Source organism: Frigoribacterium sp. Leaf8, assembly GCF_001421165.1.
Classification (GTDB): Bacteria; Actinomycetota; Actinomycetes; order Actinomycetales; family Microbacteriaceae; genus Frigoribacterium.
Map to the genome: position 1 here is coordinate 355,630 of NZ_LMKB01000006.1, position 16,394 is coordinate 372,023.

At 72.4% G+C, this 16,394-nt stretch carries 15 protein-coding genes and 2 riboswitches; of the genes, 9 read left to right on the forward strand and 6 right to left on the reverse strand.

All coding sequences use genetic code 11. The features are described from left to right. Positions 1-16: 16 nt before the first annotated feature. Complete coding sequence (locus tag ASL10_RS13190) at positions 17-1,639, reverse strand: ABC transporter substrate-binding protein (RefSeq protein WP_056048711.1); 1,623 nt, start codon at positions 1,637-1,639, stop codon at positions 17-19. A 357-nt stretch (positions 1,640-1,996) separates the two neighbouring features. Between ASL10_RS13190 and ASL10_RS13195 the strand changes: the two genes are divergently transcribed. After that, positions 1,997-2,755: a CPBP family intramembrane glutamic endopeptidase gene (locus ASL10_RS13195; RefSeq protein ID WP_056048715.1), complete on the forward strand. Its 759-nt coding sequence runs from the start codon at positions 1,997-1,999 to the stop codon at positions 2,753-2,755. Between the two features lie 278 nt (positions 2,756-3,033). Here the strand turns inward: ASL10_RS13195 and gcvP are convergent, their stop codons facing one another. The 4 genes from gcvP to ASL10_RS13215 form a co-directional block, all read right to left on the reverse strand. After that, a complete protein-coding gene (gene gcvP, locus ASL10_RS13200; protein WP_056049209.1) occupies positions 3,034-5,853 on the reverse strand; it encodes an aminomethyl-transferring glycine dehydrogenase in 2,820 nt (939 codons plus the stop codon). A 104-nt stretch (positions 5,854-5,957) separates the two neighbouring features. Continuing rightward, complete coding sequence (gcvH, locus tag ASL10_RS13205) at positions 5,958-6,335, reverse strand: glycine cleavage system protein GcvH (protein ID WP_056048718.1); 378 nt, start codon at positions 6,333-6,335, stop codon at positions 5,958-5,960. Positions 6,336-6,362: 27 nt separating this feature from the next. After that, positions 6,363-7,484 carry a glycine cleavage system aminomethyltransferase GcvT gene (gene gcvT / locus ASL10_RS13210; RefSeq protein ID WP_056049212.1) on the reverse strand — a complete coding sequence of 374 codons (1,122 nt, stop codon included), beginning with the start codon at positions 7,482-7,484 and terminating at the stop codon, positions 6,363-6,365. A 261-nt stretch (positions 7,485-7,745) separates the two neighbouring features. Then, positions 7,746-7,858: riboswitch (glycine riboswitch) on the reverse strand. A gap of 1 nt (position 7,859) precedes the next feature. After that, a riboswitch (glycine riboswitch) is annotated at positions 7,860-7,963 on the reverse strand. A 144-nt stretch (positions 7,964-8,107) separates the two neighbouring features. Then, entirely contained in the window at positions 8,108-8,560 is a 453-nt protein-coding gene (locus tag ASL10_RS13215; protein WP_056048721.1) for an SseB family protein, read from the reverse strand. A gap of 118 nt (positions 8,561-8,678) precedes the next feature. On the opposite strand from ASL10_RS13215, the gene ASL10_RS13220 reads away from it, so the two are divergent. Then, on the forward strand, positions 8,679-9,167 hold the full coding sequence (locus ASL10_RS13220) for a hypothetical protein (RefSeq protein ID WP_056048723.1): 489 nt from the start codon (positions 8,679-8,681) through the stop codon (positions 9,165-9,167). A gap of 37 nt (positions 9,168-9,204) precedes the next feature. Here the strand turns inward: ASL10_RS13220 and ASL10_RS13225 are convergent, their stop codons facing one another. Continuing rightward, complete coding sequence (locus ASL10_RS13225; RefSeq protein ID WP_235452824.1) at positions 9,205-10,080, reverse strand: putative protein N(5)-glutamine methyltransferase; 876 nt, start codon at positions 10,078-10,080, stop codon at positions 9,205-9,207. A 56-nt stretch (positions 10,081-10,136) separates the two neighbouring features. Between ASL10_RS13225 and ASL10_RS13230 the strand changes: the two genes are divergently transcribed. The 7 genes from ASL10_RS13230 to ASL10_RS13260 all read left to right on the forward strand — a co-directional run bounded on the left by ASL10_RS13230 (position 10,137) and on the right by ASL10_RS13260 (position 16,374). After that, entirely contained in the window at positions 10,137-10,619 is a 483-nt protein-coding gene (locus ASL10_RS13230; protein ID WP_056048726.1) for an FBP domain-containing protein, read from the forward strand. A gap of 84 nt (positions 10,620-10,703) precedes the next feature. Next, on the forward strand, positions 10,704-11,015 hold the full coding sequence (locus ASL10_RS13235; RefSeq protein ID WP_056048729.1) for an antibiotic biosynthesis monooxygenase: 312 nt from the start codon (positions 10,704-10,706) through the stop codon (positions 11,013-11,015). A gap of 158 nt (positions 11,016-11,173) precedes the next feature. Then, a complete protein-coding gene (locus tag ASL10_RS13240; protein ID WP_056048732.1) occupies positions 11,174-12,268 on the forward strand; it encodes a sigma-E factor regulatory protein RseB domain-containing protein in 1,095 nt (364 codons plus the stop codon). 46 nt (positions 12,269-12,314) lie between these two features. After that, a complete protein-coding gene (locus ASL10_RS13245; RefSeq protein ID WP_056048734.1) occupies positions 12,315-13,301 on the forward strand; it encodes an ABC transporter ATP-binding protein in 987 nt (328 codons plus the stop codon). Continuing rightward, positions 13,288-14,172: an ABC transporter permease gene (locus ASL10_RS13250; protein WP_056048738.1), complete on the forward strand. Its 885-nt coding sequence runs from the start codon at positions 13,288-13,290 to the stop codon at positions 14,170-14,172. Before ASL10_RS13245 ends, ASL10_RS13250 begins: the two co-directional genes overlap by 14 nt. 44 nt (positions 14,173-14,216) lie before the next feature. Continuing rightward, complete coding sequence (locus tag ASL10_RS13255; protein ID WP_157485501.1) at positions 14,217-15,785, forward strand: hypothetical protein; 1,569 nt, start codon at positions 14,217-14,219, stop codon at positions 15,783-15,785. Positions 15,786-15,882: 97 nt separating this feature from the next. Then, a complete protein-coding gene (locus tag ASL10_RS13260; RefSeq protein WP_043596034.1) occupies positions 15,883-16,374 on the forward strand; it encodes a MarR family winged helix-turn-helix transcriptional regulator in 492 nt (163 codons plus the stop codon). Positions 16,375-16,394: the final 20 nt, after the last annotated feature.

A 16,394-nucleotide genomic window follows, 5' to 3' on the forward strand; every position in this document is an offset into this window, starting at 1 on the left:
CGACGACCTTACTTGGTTACTTGGTGATGTTCTCGTAGATCGGCACGGAGTCCCAGCCGTACTCGACGTTGCTCACCGTGTCGGCCCAGACGCCGTTGACGTTCGCGTACCACAGCGGGATGATCGGCAGGTCCTTGAGCAGGACCTCCTGGGCCTTCTGGTACGAGGCGTTCGCGTCGTCCACGTCGCTCGCGGCGCTGCCCTCGGCGAGCAGGTCGTCGAACTCGGGGTTCGAGTACTTGCCGTCGTTCGAGCTGCCGTCGGTGGCCATCGTCGGGTACAGGAAGTTGTACAGCGACGGGTAGTCGGCCTGCCAACCCGAACGGAAGGCGCCGGTCATGGCACCACCCGAGGCGTCGGTGCGGAACTCGGCGAAGGTCGGGTAGGGCTTGCCCTCGGCCTTGATGCCCAGCGTCTTCGAGATGTTCGCGGTGACCGCGTCCACCCACTCCTGGTGTCCACCGTCGGAGTTGTAGCCGATGGTGAACGTGGTGTCGCCGTAGGGCGAGATCGCGTCGGCCTGGTCCCAGAGGTCCTTGGCCTTGTCGGCGTCGAACGAGAGGACGCTCTCACCCTCGAGCTCGTCGGTGTAACCGGGGATGACGGGCGAGGTGAAGTCCTTGGCCGGCGTCCGCGTGCCCTGGAAGATGACCTTCGTGACGTCGTCGCGGTTGATGGACATCGAGATGGCCTGACGACGCAGGTCGCCCTCTTCGTCGTCACCGAAGTGAGCGAGGTACTGCGGGATCGTCATGCCCTGGAAGACCGCGGCGGGCTGGTTGACGTTCGTGTCGGGGAAGTCGCTCTGGTACGTCTGGAACGCCGCCGGGCCGATCTGGTCGAGCACGTCGAGGTTGCCACCCTGCACGTCGGCGTAGGCCGAGTCGAGCGAGGTGTAGAAGTTGATGTCGAGCCCGCCGTTCTTCGGCTTGCGGTTGCCGTCGTAGTCGGGGTTCGTCTTGAGCTTGATGCCCTGGTTGTGCGTCCAGGCGCCTTCACCGTCGAGCATGTACGGGCCGTTGCCGACCGGGTTCTCGCCGAACGCGGCGGGGTCGGCGTAGAACGACTCGGGCAGCGGCGAGTAGGCCGAGTAGCCGAGGCGCAGCGGGAAGTCGGCCTCGGGGGTGTTGAGCGTCACCGTGAACTCGGTCGGGCTCTCGACGGTGAGGTCGAGGTCGCTCTGCTCGGTGTCGCTGTAGCCCTTGAAGTTCTCGAAGAACGAGCTGCCGGACGAGTTCGCGACGTTGTCGAAGCTCGCCGCCCAGTTCCAGGCCTTCGTGAACGACTCGCTCGTGACGTCGGTGCCGTCGGTGAACTTCCAGCCGTCCTTGAGCGTGACGGTCCACACGGTGGCGTCGTCGCTCTCGATGCTGTCGGCCACCTCGTTCTTGGTGGTGCCGTCGGCGTTGTAGCTGACGAGACCGGCGAAGATCGAGGTGACGATGCGGCCACCACCGGTCTCGGTGGTGTTCGACGGGACGAGCGGGTTCTCGGGCTCGGTGCCGTTCGTCTTGATGATCGCGGTAGCGTCACCGGACGACGTGTCGTCGTCCCCGCTGCCGCTGGCGCAACCGGTGAGGACGAGTGCTGCCGTCCCCACGACGGCGACGGCCGACAGGCCCATGCGCGTCTTCTTCAATGTTCCTCCTGATGCGGGAAAGGACGCAGCACTGTGCCCAGGGGCCGTGCCGCGTTGGATGGTGTGAGCCTAGGCACCCCGTTCGGGCATCACCAAACCCCGACGTCAACGGTTACACGACGGAAACCAACTCGCCGGATCGTTGCGTCGGCACCCGGTTCGTTGCGTGTGGGGCCTGAAGTTCGCATGAATCGGCTGCGAGAAATCCGCCACCTGGCAGGTATTGTTCTCCGCCACGGCAGGAGGCGCGGGTCGGCCCACCCACGCCGGTCCCGTACGATCGCCCCCGTGAGCCGCCCCCAGGACCCCGCCTCCGCCGTGACACCACGCGATGCCCTCGCACCGCGCCCGGCCCCGATGACCCGAGCGCGCCTCCGGGTCGAGATCGCGATCGTCCTCGGCCTCTCTCTCGGCGCGTCGGCCGTGTACTCGGTGCTCTCGATCGTGAACCGGCTCACCCAGCAGACCGCCCTCTCGCAGCAGACGGCCACGCTGAACTCACCTCTGAGCAGTCGGGAGTTCTTCGACCTCGCCTACCAGGTGCTCGGCGTCGCGGTGGACCTCGTGCCGGTGGTGCTCGTGGCTTTCCTGTTGTGGCGCGAGGAACGACCCCACCTGGGACGTCTCGGCGTCGACTTCTCGCGTGCCGGACGGGACACCCTCGGCGGCGTCGGGCTGGCCCTCGCCATCGGCATCCCCGGCATCGGCCTCTACCTCGTGGGCAAGGCGCTCGACCTGACGGTCACCGTCGTGCCGACGAACCTCGGCGAGCACTGGTGGACCGTCCCCGTGCTGCTGCTCTCGGCGGTGCGCGCGGGGGTGACCGAGGAGGTGATCGTCGTCGCCTACCTCTTCGCGCGCCTCCGCGACCTCGGTTGGCGCACGTGGTCGATCATCGTGACGGCGGCCGTGCTCCGCGGCAGCTACCACCTCTACCAGGGGTTCGGCGCCTTCGTCGGCAACGTGGTCATGGGCGTCGCCTTCGGCTGGCTCTACGTACGATTCGGCCGGGTGCTGCCACTCGTCGTCGCGCACGTCCTGATGGACGCGGCCGTCTTCGTGGGCTACCCGTGGGCCGCCATGACCTTCCCCACCCTCTTCGGGCTCCCGTCCTGACGCACCGGGACGGAACGCCGGGGACGCTCGCGGGCGGAACTGGGTCTTGACACTCGTTCGGGGGGCGAGTCTGATGGATCCACGGGTCGGAGCACCCCGAGCTAGCCACACAGCGTGAGCTGTCCCCCGGGCGTCGATCGGGACGGTCGCCGCTACGTGAACGCCCTCCGCGACACTCGGCGGCCGACGCCCGAGGGACCCAGAGGGAACCGCCAGCACTCGACGGGATCGGGTGCTGGCGGTTTCCCGTCCGAGGCGCGGTCGGCGCCCGACGCGATCTAGGCGAACGCCTCGGCCGGCGGGCAGTTGCAGAACAGGTTGCGGTCACCGTAGGCCTGGTCGATGCGACGCACCGGCGGCCAGTACTTGCTGCGCACGAGCGAGCGGACCGGGTACACGGCCTCTTCGCGGCCGTACTCGGCGGTCCATTCGCCCACGACGACCGACTCGGCCGTGTGGGGCGCACCGCGCAACGGGCTCGACTCGGCGGTGTACCGACCAGCCGCCACGGCGTCGGCTTCGCCCTTGATCGCGATCATCGCGTCGACGAAGCGGTCGATCTCGGCCAGGTCCTCGCTCTCGGTCGGCTCGACCATGAGGGTTCCCGCGACGGGGAACGACATGGTCGGGGCGTGGAAGCCGTAGTCGATGAGGCGCTTGGCCACGTCGTCGACGGTGACCCCGGTCGCGTCGCGCAACGGCCGCAGGTCGAGGATGCACTCGTGCGCGACGAGGCCGTTCTCGCCCGCGTACAGCACGGGGAAGTGCTCGCGGAGGCGGGCGGCGACGTAGTTGGCCGCCAGGACGGCCGCCCCGGTCGCCCGGGTGAGGCCCTCGGTGCCCATCATGCGCACGTAGGCCCAGCTGATCGGCAGGATGCTCGGCGACCCGTACGGAGCACTCGAGACGGGCACGCCGGCGTGGGCGAGACGGTCCCCCTCGGCCGCGGGGGCCGAACCCGTGCGACGGTCGGCCTGCTGGGCCATCGGGTGACCGGGCAGGAAGGGCGCGAGGTGGGCCTTGGCCGCGACCGGACCCACGCCCGGACCGCCCCCACCGTGCGGGATGCAGAAGGTCTTGTGCAGGTTGAGGTGCGAGACGTCGCCGCCGAAGTCACCGAAGCGCGCCACCCCGAGCAGGGCGTTGAGGTTCGCCCCGTCGACGTAGACCTGGCCTCCGGCCGCGTGCACGGCGTCGGTGAGGGCGACGATGTCGTGCTCGTACACGCCGTGCGTCGACGGGTAGGTGATCATGAGCGCCGCGAGCTGGGCCGCGTGCTGCTCGACCTTGGCGCGCAGGTCGTCGAGGTCGACGTTGCCGCCCGCGTCACAGGCCACCACGACGACGCGCATGCCCGCGAGCACCGCGCTGGCCGCGTTCGTGCCGTGCGCGCTCTGCGGGATCAGGCACACCGTCCGCTCGCCGTCGCCGTTCGACAGGTGGTAACCGCGGATCGCGAGGAGACCCGCGAGTTCGCCCTGGCTGCCGGCGTTGGGCTGCAGCGAGACCGTGTCGTAGCCCGTGACCTCGGCCAGCCATCCCTCGAGCTGACCGATCAGGTCGAGGTACCCCGCCACGTCGTCGGCCGGGGCGAACGGATGCACGCCGGCGAACTCGGGCCAGGTGACCGCGGCCATCTCGGTCGCCGCGTTGAGCTTCATCGTGCAGCTGCCGAGCGGGATCATCCCGCGGTCGAGCGCGTAGTCCTTGTCGGCCAGGTGCTTGAGGTAGCGCATCATGCTGGTCTCGCTGCGGTGGGTGCGGAAGACCGGGTGCGTGAGGTAGTCGCTCGTCCGCAGCAGCGCCTCCTGCAGGCCCGAGGGTGCGGCATCGTCGAGCAGCTCGACGCCGAGCACCTCGGCGACGACCCGGACGTCGTCCCGCGTCGTGGTCTCGTCGAACGAGAGACGGACGCAGTCGTCGTCGACGGCGTGCAGCAGGTAGCCCCGAGCGTGTGCCGCGGCGACGATCTCGGCCGCCCGACCCGGGACGAAGACCTGAAGGGTGTCGAAGAACGAGTCCCGCTCGAGCTCGAGCTCGCTCGCCCCGATCGCGGCCGCCAGGTCGGAGGCGTGGCCGTGCACGCGCGTCGCGATGTGCCGCAGCCCCCAGGGGCCGTGGTAGACCGCGTACATCGACGCCATCACGGCGAGCAGCACCTGTGCGGTGCAGATGTTCGACGTGGCCTTCTCGCGACGGATGTGCTGCTCGCGGGTCTGCAGGCTGAGGCGGTAGGCGGGCTGCCCGACGGCGTCCTGCGAGACCCCGACCAGGCGCCCGGGCAGCTGACGCTCGAGCCCCGTGCGGACGGCCATGTAGCCCGCGTGCGGACCGCCGAAGCCCATCGGCACGCCGAAGCGCTGGCTGGTGCCCACGGCGACGTCGGCCCCGAACTCGCCGGGTGCCTCGATCAGCGTGAGCGCGAGCAGGTCGGCGGCGACGACGGCCAGACCGCCCTGGGCGTGGGCCGCCTCGACGACGGCACGCGGGCTCCAGACGGACCCGGACGCCGCGGGGTACTGGACGAAGAGGCCGAACGACTCGGGCAGCTCGGCGGGGTCGAGCACCGAGAGGTCGAGCTCGACGAGTTCGATGCCGACGGCCTCGGCGCGGCCGGCGAGCAGGGCCTTGGTCTGCGGGAAGGTGTCGCTGTCGACGACGAAGACGTCGGTCTTCGCCTTGGACGCACGGCGGGCCAGCAGCATGCCCTCGACGACGGCCGTGCCCTCGTCGAGCATCGACGCGTTGGCGGTCGAGAGCCCGGTCAGCTCGGCCACCATCGTCTGGAAGTTGATGAGGGCCTCGAGTCGACCCTGCGAGATCTCGGGCTGGTACGGCGTGTAGGCGGTGTACCAACTGGGGTTCTCGAGCACGTTGCGCTGGATGACGGCCGGGGTGACGGTGTCGTAGTACCCGAGACCGAGGAGGCTGCGCGAGACGCGGTTGCGCCCCGCGAGGGCCCGCAACTCGGCGAGCGCCTCTTCTTCGCCGATCGGCTCGGGCAGCACGCTGCCCTCGACGGGCGCGGCGTGGATCGCGTCGGGCACGGCGGCCGCGACGAGCGACTCGACGCTGTCGTGCCCCACGGCGGCGAGCATGGTCGCCTGGTCGTCCGGGGTGGTGCCGACGTGGCGGTCGACGAAGCCGGTGGCGACCTGGTCGGACCAGCCGCCGAAGACGGACCCGCCCGTCTGCTCGGCGCTCATTCGGCGGTCAGCGCGACGTACTCGTCGCGCGAGAGCAGGCCCTGGCCGTCGGTCGACGACAGGGTGATCTTGATGAGCCAGCCGTCGCCGAACGGGTCGCTGTTGACGAGGTCGGGGCTGTCGACGACGGCCTGGTTGGCCTCGAGGACCGTGCCGAGCGCGGGGGCGAACAGCTCGCCGACCGACTTGGTCGACTCGATCTCGCCGACGACCGTGCCGGTCTCGACCTCGGTGCCCTCGGCGGGCAGGTCGACGTAGACGACGTCGCCCAGCTTGTCGGCGGCGTAGTCGGTGATGCCCACGGTGGCGGTGTCGCCGTCGATCAGGAGCCACTCGTGCTCGGCGGTGTACTTCAGTGCGGTGAGATCGGTCATGGCCGGTCCTTTCGAGGGAGGGGGTGCCTAGGAGCGCTTGTAGAAGGGCAGCGGGACGACGGTGGCGGCGACGGCGGTGCCGCGGACGTCGACGGCCAGGGCGGGACCGCGGTCGACGACGTCGGGGTCGACGTAGGCCATGGCCACCGGGTGGCCGAGGGTGGGCGACAGCGCGCCGCTCGTGACCTCGCCGACGACGGTGCCGTCGTCGGTGACGACCGGGTAGCCCGCCCGGGCGGCCCGGCGCCCGGTGAGCGTCAGTCCGACGAGGACGCGGGCGCCGGCGGCGGGCTCGACGTTCGAGCGCCCGACGAAGTCCTTCGAGGTGTCGACGACCCGGCCGAGCCCGGCCTGGTCGGGGCGGACGTCGAGGCCGAGTTCGTGGCCGTAGAGCGGCATGCCGGCCTCGAGACGGAGCGTGTCGCGGCTGGCCAGCCCCGCGGGGACGATCCCCCGGGGTCCGCCGGCCTCGGCGATCGCGGCCCACAGCGACGGGGCGGTCTCGGGGTCGACGTAGAGCTCGAAGCCGTCCTCGCCGGTGTACCCGGTGCGCGCGATCAGCACGGGGGCGTCGTCGAAGGTGGCCTGCAGCACGCGGTAGTACCGCAGCGTGGACAGCGGGGCGTCGGGCTGGAGGCGGTCGGCCGTGACGAGTTCGTCGAGCATGCCCTCGCTCTCGGGCCCCTGGACCGCGATCAGCGCGGTGTCGTCGCTCTCGTCGTCCACGGTGACGTCGAACCCGGAGGCGCGGGTCGCCAATGCCGCGAACGCCGCCTCGCGGTTGCCCGCGTTGGCCACGACCAGGAAGTCGTGCTCGTCGAGGCGGTAGACGACCAGGTCGTCGACGATCCCGCCCTCGGCGGCGAGCAGGAGCGAGTACTTCGCCCGCCCGACGGCGATGGTCGAGAGGGTGCCGGCCAGGGCGTGGTCGAGGAAGGCGCCGGCGTCGGGCCCCACCACGGCGATCTCGGCCATGTGCGAGAGGTCGAACAGCCCCGCGGCGGTGCGGACGGCGTGGTGCTCGGCGAGGTCGGAGTCGTAGCGGACCGGCATCTGCCACCCCGCGAAGTCGGTGAAGACGGCGCCGGCGGCGACGTGGACCTCGTGCAACGGGCTGTAGCGCTCGTCGGGCTCGTCGGTACCGGTCAGGTCGTGGGCGTCGCCCGGCCCGGTGGCGATGCCCTCGGTGCCGTCGTCGGAGAGGACGACGTCGCCGTCGAGCACGGCGGACGCGTCGGCACCGCCGAGGTCGTCGTCGTCGGGCCCGGGGGCGGCGGGAAGGTTCGAGGCTGCGTCGGACATCGTGCTCCTGAGAGGGACGGACCGGCCGCCAGGTGTCTCGGCCGGGAACGGTGTCGTGCGGATGGGGCACGACGGGGCAGCCCCGTCCGGCGGTCCGCCGGTCGGGGCTCCCCCTCTGTCATGGGCCTGAGAGCTTCACCGGCCGAGGCCGGTTTTCACCGTGGGCGAGGACCGGCGAGGGGGTCTGTCGACCGCCTCGCGCCTCCTGCTTTTCAGAGTGGCCAGTCCGTCGCGGTACGCGTACCTGAGAGATTGGCGGGGAGCTTGCTCCTTCGGTGCCCGGTCGGCGCAGTCTCTGCGCACCGGGGCTCTCCCGCGACGTGTTCGTGGCCCGATGTTCGATTGTGGCGCCAGCCTAGCGTCGTCGTGTGACACGCAGGTTTCGGGATCTCACGCGATCCGGGCCACCCGGACGACGACGGACGCCCCGACCGGGTTCGGTCGGGGCGTCGTGGGGTCGTGCGGGTGCGTCAGACGGCGCGGGAGGGCTGCCCGGGCTCGGGCGAACCGGCCGCCTCGTGCTCGGCGACGAGCTTGCGCACGTCGTCCGCCAGTTGGGCGACGCCCTCGGGCAGCATCTCGAAGCCCTCGCGGTTGCCCGGGTTGACGACGAGGCCGGTCTCGGCCGGGATGGCCTGGACGAGTTCGGCCGCCGGGAGGGTCGCCGAGAACTCGGCGACGCCCCTGACCTGCTCGCCGATCATGTCGACGTGGGTGAAGGCGGCCAGCATGGGCACGCCCTCGCGGTCGAAGAGCACGGGCTGCAGGTCGTTCAGCGACTCCTGCGCGTCGGTGGCCGTGGCGACGACGACCTGGGCGTTGACGAACTCGGCGAGCACGCTGTTCATGTCGCCCTCACCCGCCTGGCCCTTGCTGATGGCCTGTTCGAGTGCGGTCTTTTCGCGGTTGTCCGTGTCGGTCATCCGACCAGCCTGCCGGGCGAACCTCCGTGTCGGCTCAGCGTCGCGCGTGGTGGGCGGCCCGGCCACTCGCTACCCTGTGCAACACCCCGCCGTGTCGCACCCACCTCGAGGAGCCCTCGTGCCCCGCAGCCTCCGCCCGTCCCACCGAACCGCCCCGGCCCTCGCCGTCACGGGCCTGGCCCTCGTGCTGCTCGTGTCCGGGTGCGCCGGGAGCGCCGGGGGCGCGCCGGCCTCGTCCCCGGGCCCGACGGCCGCGGCGTCGCGGACGCCCACGCCCACGGTCTCGGACGACGCGACGGCCCTGCCCGACGCCACCGCGCTCCCGACGACCGAGCCGCCCGCCCCCGCCACGGCCCAGGCCCAGGAGGCGCCTCCTGCCTGGCACGCGTGCGTCACGGCGATCGGTCAGCAGTACCCCGACCTGCCGTACCTCGGCGACGTGTGGGCCTACGAGGCCGACGACGTCCGCGACAGCGCCACGGGCGCGGTGGCCACCGTCACGATGGGCCACCTCGCCGACGGCCGCCCCGCGACGGAGTGGACCTGCCAGATCTCGGGCACCCCCGACGCCCCGGTCGTCGACTCCGTCACCCCGGCCGACGTCTGAGTCCGGTCACGGACCACCGCGCCGGGGGCCGACCGCCTCACCGCGCGACGGCGACGACGACCGTGCCGTCGACCTCGTCGTCGCGCACGACCCGGGCCCGCAGGCCCGCGGCGACCAGCGCCTCCTGCGTGTCGGGAGCCTGACGCTCGCTCGTCTCGAGGACGAGGGTGCCGCCCGGTGCCAGCCACTCGCCGACCTCGGCGGCGATCCGTCGGTGGAGGTCGAGCCCATCGGCCCCGCCGTCGAGGGCGAGCGACGACTCGTGGAGGCGCGCCTCGGGCGGCAGGGACGAGATCGCCCCGGTCGGCACGTAGGGCGCATTCGCCGCGATCACCCGGAACCGGCCGCGCAGCGACGGGGGCAGCCCGTCGAACAGGTCTCCCCGGACGACGGTCCCCCTCCCGTCGAGGTTGCGACGGGCGCAGTGCACGGCGGCCGGGTCGAGGTCGGTGGCCCAGAGGTCGAGACCGGGGTGCTCGGCGGCGAGCACGGTCGCGACGGCGGCGGCGCCGCAGCAGAGCTCGAGCACGGCGGGGGAACGGGTCGCCGGACCGTCGCCCTCGGCCACGGGTGCCGCATCGTCCACGAGCGCCGCGGAGGCCTGCCCCAGGACCAACTCGGTCCGGCGGCGGGGCACGAAGACGCCCGGCTCGACGACGATCCGCCGCCCCGCGAACTCCGCCCAGCCGAGGATCTGCTCGAGCGGTCGTCCGGCGACGCGGTCGGCGACCATCGACTCGAGCGCGTCAGCGTCGGCGTCGGCGTCGGCCTCGGTTCCGGCGTCGGCGTCGGGCCGGGTTCCGGCGTCGGCGGCGGCCACCAGCAGGCGCGCTTCGTCCTCGGCGAAGACGCAGCCCGCGGCTCGGAGGCGACGCGCGACGATCAGCTCGCGGTCGGCCTCCGGGATCGTCACGCGCCCACGCTAGACCGACGCGTAGGCTGACGAGACCCGACGGCACGAGGGAGAACATGAAGCCGCTGACCGAGACCGACATCCGCGAGTCGTTCGTCAACGCCCTGCCGGGCGACCTCGACCGCCTGCCGATCCCCGGACTGCACGAGATGCTCTGGGAGGAACGCGAGTTCCTCGGCTGGCGCGATCCGCAGGCCCATCACCGCGGCTACATCGTCCACTGGATGGACGGCCGACCCGTCGGACTCGTCGTCCGGTCGTCGAGCAGTTCGCTGCGCCCCGGCATCGCCGCCATGTGCTCGCTCTGCCACTCACCCCAGCCGGCCACGCAGGTACGCCTCTTCACCGCCCCCAAGGCCGGCGAGGCCGGGCTCAACGGCAACACGCTCGGCACCTACATCTGTGAAGACCTCGCCTGCTCGCTGCTGATCCGGGTCGCTCCCCCGCACCTCAACCCGCCCGAGCAGATCGCCCGCCGCTCGGCCGGACTCGCCGAACGGGTGCAGGGCTTCACGGCCAACGTCATGAAGACCGCCTGACGCGCGGCCGTCCCGCCGACCGCACCGCGCCTCCCGTCGTTCCCCACCCCGCTCCCCCTCCCATCCCCACCGAAAGGCACCGTCGTGTCCGTCGTCAAGATCAACGCCATCCACGTCCCCGAGGGCTCCGGCTCCGAGCTCGAGAAACGCTTCGCCGCCCGCAAGCACTCGGTCGACGGCGCGGAGGGGTTCGAGGGGTTCCAGCTGCTGCGTCCCGTCAAGGGCGAGGACCGCTACTTCGTCGTGACGACCTGGCGCAGCGAAGAGGACTTCGCGGCCTGGTCGGCCGACGGCGCCAAGGCCGCCCACGCCCGCCCCGCCGCATCCGGCGACGCCCCGCGCGGGCCGGTCGCGACGGGTGCCGACCTGCTCGAGTTCGAGGTCGTCGAGCTCTGACCGGGACGGTCGCGCCGGGGCGTCCGGCCGGCGTCGGCACGGCTCGTTCGACGTCGAGCGACCGGGGGCGAGGATGACAGCGATCTCCAGGCTTCGCGCGTAGTCTCCTGCCCAATCGCCGACCCGCTCGGGGCCCGGCGTGAGAGGTCGCGATCGTCATGAAGAAGTCCACCCGCTGGGCCACCGCCGCCGCCGTCCCCGTGGCCGTCATCGCCGCGAGCATCGTGGTCCCCGCCGTCTCGGCCACGGCCGACGTCGACCTGCCCGACAAGACGCCGCAGCAGGTGCTGGCCCTCGCCGCCTCGAGCTCGGGCGCGTCCTACTCGGGCACGGTCGAGCAGACCTCCGACCTCGGGCTGCCCGACGTGTCGGCCCAGGCCACGGGCGGCGGATCGTCGTCCGACGCCGCCGGCGCCCTCGAACTTCTGAGCGGCAGCCACACGGCCAAGGTCTACGCCGACGGCGCCACGAAGCAGCGAGTTCAGGTGATCGACCAGCTCGCCGAGCGGGACGTCATCCGTGACGGGTCGAGCGTGTGGGCCTACGACTCGAAGACGAAGGAAGCGACGCACGCGACGCTGCCCGACCAGGGGAGCACCCCGACGCCGAGCGCCCTCCCCGACGGCACCGCCGTGCCGCAGACGCCCGCCGAACTGGCCGACCTCGTCCTGTCGTCGGTCGAGCCCACGACGACCGTCACGGCCGACTCCGACGTGAGGGTGGCCGGACGCGACGCGTACCAGGTGGTCCTGACCCCGAAGGACTCCTCGACGCTCGTCGCGAGCGCGACCCTCACCGTCGACGCCGAGACCGGCGTCCCGCTCAAGGTGGTCGTCGCCGCGAAGGGGCAGAGCGATCCGGCGCTGTCGGCCGGCTTCACCTCGGTCGACTTCGGCGCCCCCGCGGCGTCCGTCTTCGCGTTCACTCCCCCGGCGGACGCGACCGTGACCGACGTGACCGTGCCGACCGGCGCCTCCGGACGGTCGCACGGTGACGCGGCGCACGCCGAGAAGACCGTCATCGGCTCCGGCTGGAGCACGATCGTCGGGGTCACCCCGGCTTCCGGGTCGAGCGACGGCACCTCGTCGACCGATGCCGACGCCCAGGGTCTGCTCGACCAGCTGACCACGAAGGTCGACGGTGGCCGGGTACTCGAGACGTCGCTGGTGTCCGTCCTGCTGACCGACGACGGTCGGGTGTTCGCCGGGGCGGTCGACGCCTCGACCCTGCAGGCCGCCGTGGCCGGGCAGTGACCTCCGGCCGGTGAGCCTCGACACCCCCGCCGCCCGGGCACCCGCCGTGGGCGACGCACCCCGAGGGGCGTTCGCCGTCGAGACGACGGGCCTGACGAAGCAGTTCGGACGCCAGCGCGCCGTCGACGGAGTCGACCTCGCGGTGCCGCACGGCAGCGTCTACGGGTTCCTCGGTCCGAACGGCTCGGGCAAGACCAGCACGATCCGCATGTTGCTGGGGCTCACCTCGGCATCGAGCGGCGACATCAGGGTGCTCGGCGGGTCGATGCCCGACGACCTGCGCCGCGTGCTGCCCCGCGTCGGCGCCCTGGTCGAGGGCCCGGCGTTCTACCCGTTCCTCTCGGGCCGTGCGAACCTGCACCGCCTCGACTCGGGCGACCGCTCCGCCCCGGCCTCGACGCGACGCGCCCGGGTCGACGCCGCCCTCGACCGCGTCGGCCTCGGTCACGCGGCGTCGAAGAAGGCCCACGCCTACTCGCTCGGCATGAAGCAGCGCCTCGGCATCGCGAACGCCCTGCTGATGCCGCGGGACCTGCTGGTGCTCGACGAGCCCAGCAACGGCCTCGACCCGCAGGGCACGCGCGAGGTCCGCACCCTCATCCGTTCCCTGGCCGACGAGGGCACGACCGTCTTCGTCTCGAGCCACCTGCTCAGCGAGGTCGAGCAGATGTGCACGCACATCGGCGTGATGAGCGCCGGGCGGCTGCTGACCCAGGGCACGCTCGACGACCTGCGCGCGCTCGGCACGCACCGGGTCCGCCTGCTCACGCCCGATCCGGACGCCGCCCGCGACGTGCTCGTCCGCCTGGGGCTCTCCCCGGAGGCACGGGCACGGCCCGACGCGACGCCCGCGACCGCGGGTGGTGCGGTCGGCGTCGAGGCGGAACTCGCGGTCGACGGGCTCTCGCCCGAGTCGGTCGTCGCGGCGCTCGTCGCCGCGGACGTGCGCGTCCGCGGGTTCGAGGTGGCCGGCGCCAGCCTCGAGGACCGGTTCGTCGACCTGACCGGGGAGGGCTTCGATGTCGCCGGCTGAGTCCACGGGCGCGCGTCCCGACGCCGCCCCCACCGTCGACCGCCCCCGGAGCGCGCTCGGCCTCGGCCTGCTGGGCAGCGAGCTGGCGGTGCTCTTCCGCCGCGTCCGCACGATCGCGCTGCTCGCCGCGCTGGCCCTCATCCCGGTGCTGCTCGCGGTCGCCGTGCGCGTCACGTCGTCCGACGGCGGCGGTGGTCGCGGGCCCGCCTTCCTCGGCGACATCACCCAGAACGGCCTCTTCGTCTCGCTCACCGCCCTCACGGTGGCGATCCCGCTGTTCCTCCCGCTGACCGTCGGCGTCGTCGCCGGCGACACGATCGCGGGCGAGGCGAGCCTCGGCACCCTGCGGTACCTCCTGGTGACGCCGGTGGGCCGGGTGCGCCTCCTGCTCGTCAAGTTCGCGGCGGCCGCGGCGTTCTGCCTCGCCGCCACGCTCGTGGTGGTCGTGTTCGGGGCGATCGCCGGGGCCGCGCTGTTCCCGGTCGGGCCGGTCACCCTGCTCTCCGGGCAGACGATCGGCCTGGGCGAGTACGCCCTGAGGCTGCTGCTGATGGCGCTCTACGTCACGATGTCGCTGCTCGGCCTGAGCGCCATCGGCCTGTTCGCCTCGACGCTGACGAGCGTGCCCGTCGGGGCCATGGCGGCCACGATCGTGCTCTCGACCGTCGCCCAGATCGTCGATGCGCTGCCGCAACTGGACGTCTTGGACCCCTGGCTGTTCACGCACCACTGGCTGGGATTCGCCGACCTCATGCGCGACCCGGTCTCGTGGGACTCGTTCGGCGCCAACGCCCTGCTGCAGGCCGGCTACGTCGTGGTCTTCGGTGCCCTGGCACTCGGCCGGTTCACCACGAAGGACGTCCTGAGCTGAGCCGTCGGCGCGCCCGTGTCGGCGGTCGCGGTTACCGTGGATCGGTGCTTTCCCGTACCCGCCGATCCCGCGTCCCCTCCCGCCCGTGCCGCCTGACCGTGGCGGCGTCGCTCGCCACCGTGGCCCTGCTGGCCGCGACCGGCTGCACGTCCACGTCGACCGACGACGCCGACGGGCGCACGGCCCTCGTCACCCACCAGCAGGAGGCGCGGGTCACGGTCGTCGGCGGCGCCACCGCCCCCGACAGGGCGGTCGAGGCCAGCCGGGCGCTGTTCGCCTCCAGTCCGGTCGCGGTCCTGGCCGCGGACGGGGACGCGGCGGGCCAGGCGGAGGCGGCCGACGAGGCGGAGCGACTAGGCGTGCCCCTGCTGCTCGCCCCGGCGGGGGCGCCGGCGGCGTCGCCGTCCGCTGGCCCGTCGAGCGACAGCCCCACGACCGGGCCGTCCGTCCTGGCGGCCGAGCTCGACCGGCTCGGCGTCGAGACCGTGCTGGCGGTCGGTGACGTGGGGGCGATCGACGGGGCGGGCGTCGAGATCGCGACCCGCGCGTCCTCGGTCGACGTGCCCGACCCGGCGACGCCCCTGGACGACGTCCTCGCCGTCGTGGCCGGAGCCGAGGACGTCGCGGCCACGGCCACCGCGCGGGCCGCGGGGGCCGAGGTCCAGGCCCTGCCCGAGGGGGTCGTCGACCTGCAGGCCTCCGGTGAGGCGATCGACGCGCTGCAAGACTCGACGACGACCGACACCGTCCTGATCGGCTCGTCCTTCTCGACCGTGCGCGACGCCGCGTGGTCGGTCGCGGCGGCCCGGACCGGGGCACAGCTGCCCGGCGGCGGCCAACGGTTCTTCCCGGACCGGCGGTTCGTGGCGCTCTACGGCGCGCCCGGCACCGGAGCGCTCGGCGTCCTCGGCGAGCAGGACGTCGCCGCGACCGTGCAACGTGCCGCCGACGTCGCGGCGAGCTACGACGCGGCGAGCGACCGCCCCGTGGTGCCGATGCTCGAGGTCATCGCGACGGTCGCCGCCGGTGCCGCCGGGGACGACGGCGACTACTCGAACGAGCTGTCGGTCGAGAGCATCGAGCCCTACGTGGACGCGGCCGCCGCCGCGGGGCAGTACGTGGTGATCGACCTGCAGCCGGGTCGGGCGGACTTCCTCAGCCAGGCGAAGCGCTACGAGTCGCTGCTGTCGCGGCCGAACGTCGGCTTGGCCCTCGACCCCGAATGGCGCCTCGAGGCCGACCAGGTGCCGTTGCGCCAGATCGGCGGCGTCGAGGCGGGCGAGGTGAACGCCGTGTCGACCTGGCTGGCCGACCTCGTGGCGTCGAAGGGTCTGCCCCCGAAGATGTTCGTGCTGCACCAGTTCCGACTCGACATGCTGCGCGACCGGGCGTCGATCGACACGTCGCGGCCCGAGCTGGCCACGCTGATCCACGCCGACGGCCAGGGCTCGCAGCCCGACAAGCAGGCGACCTGGCGCACGCTGCACGACGGCGCTCCGGCCGGGGTCGCCTGGGGCTGGAAGAACTTCTACGACGAGGACGCCCCGATGCTCTCGCCCGAGCAGACCATGGCCGACGTGTCGCCGACGCCCGACCTGGTGACGTACCAGTAGCCCACCACCCGGGTCGCCCCGGCGACCCGTGCGGACGATTCACCGGCAGGTGGACGAAGATGAGGAGTCCGAAACCGACCGATGGGAACGCAGCACCGTGGCCACGAACGACGAAGTCGACCTGATCATCGACGCCTGGGCCCGCGAGCGCCCCGACATCGACTTCGCACCCCTCGACGTCTTCTCGCGCCTCCGCCGCCTGTCGCGGCGCCTCGACCGCATCCGCAGCGAGGCGTTCGCCCATGCGGGCCTCGAGATCTGGGAGTTCGACGTGCTCTCGGCCCTCCGTCGGGCCGGCGACCCCTTCCAGCTCAGCCCGAAGCACCTCGTCACGGCGACCATGGTCACGAGCGGCACCATGACGAACCGACTCGACCGCCTGGTCGAGCGCGGCCTCGTCGAACGCCACGGCGACCCGAGCGACGGCCGCGGTGTTCTGGTGCGCGTGACCGAGGACGGCATCGCGCGGGTCGATGCCGCCATGCTGAGCCTGGTCGACGCCGAGAGCGCACGGCTGCACTCGCTGTCACCCGCCCAGCAGGCCCAGCTCGCCGACCTGCTGCGGCTCGTCGGCGACGAGTTCAGCTAGCAGCGTCGGGCCGGTCGGGA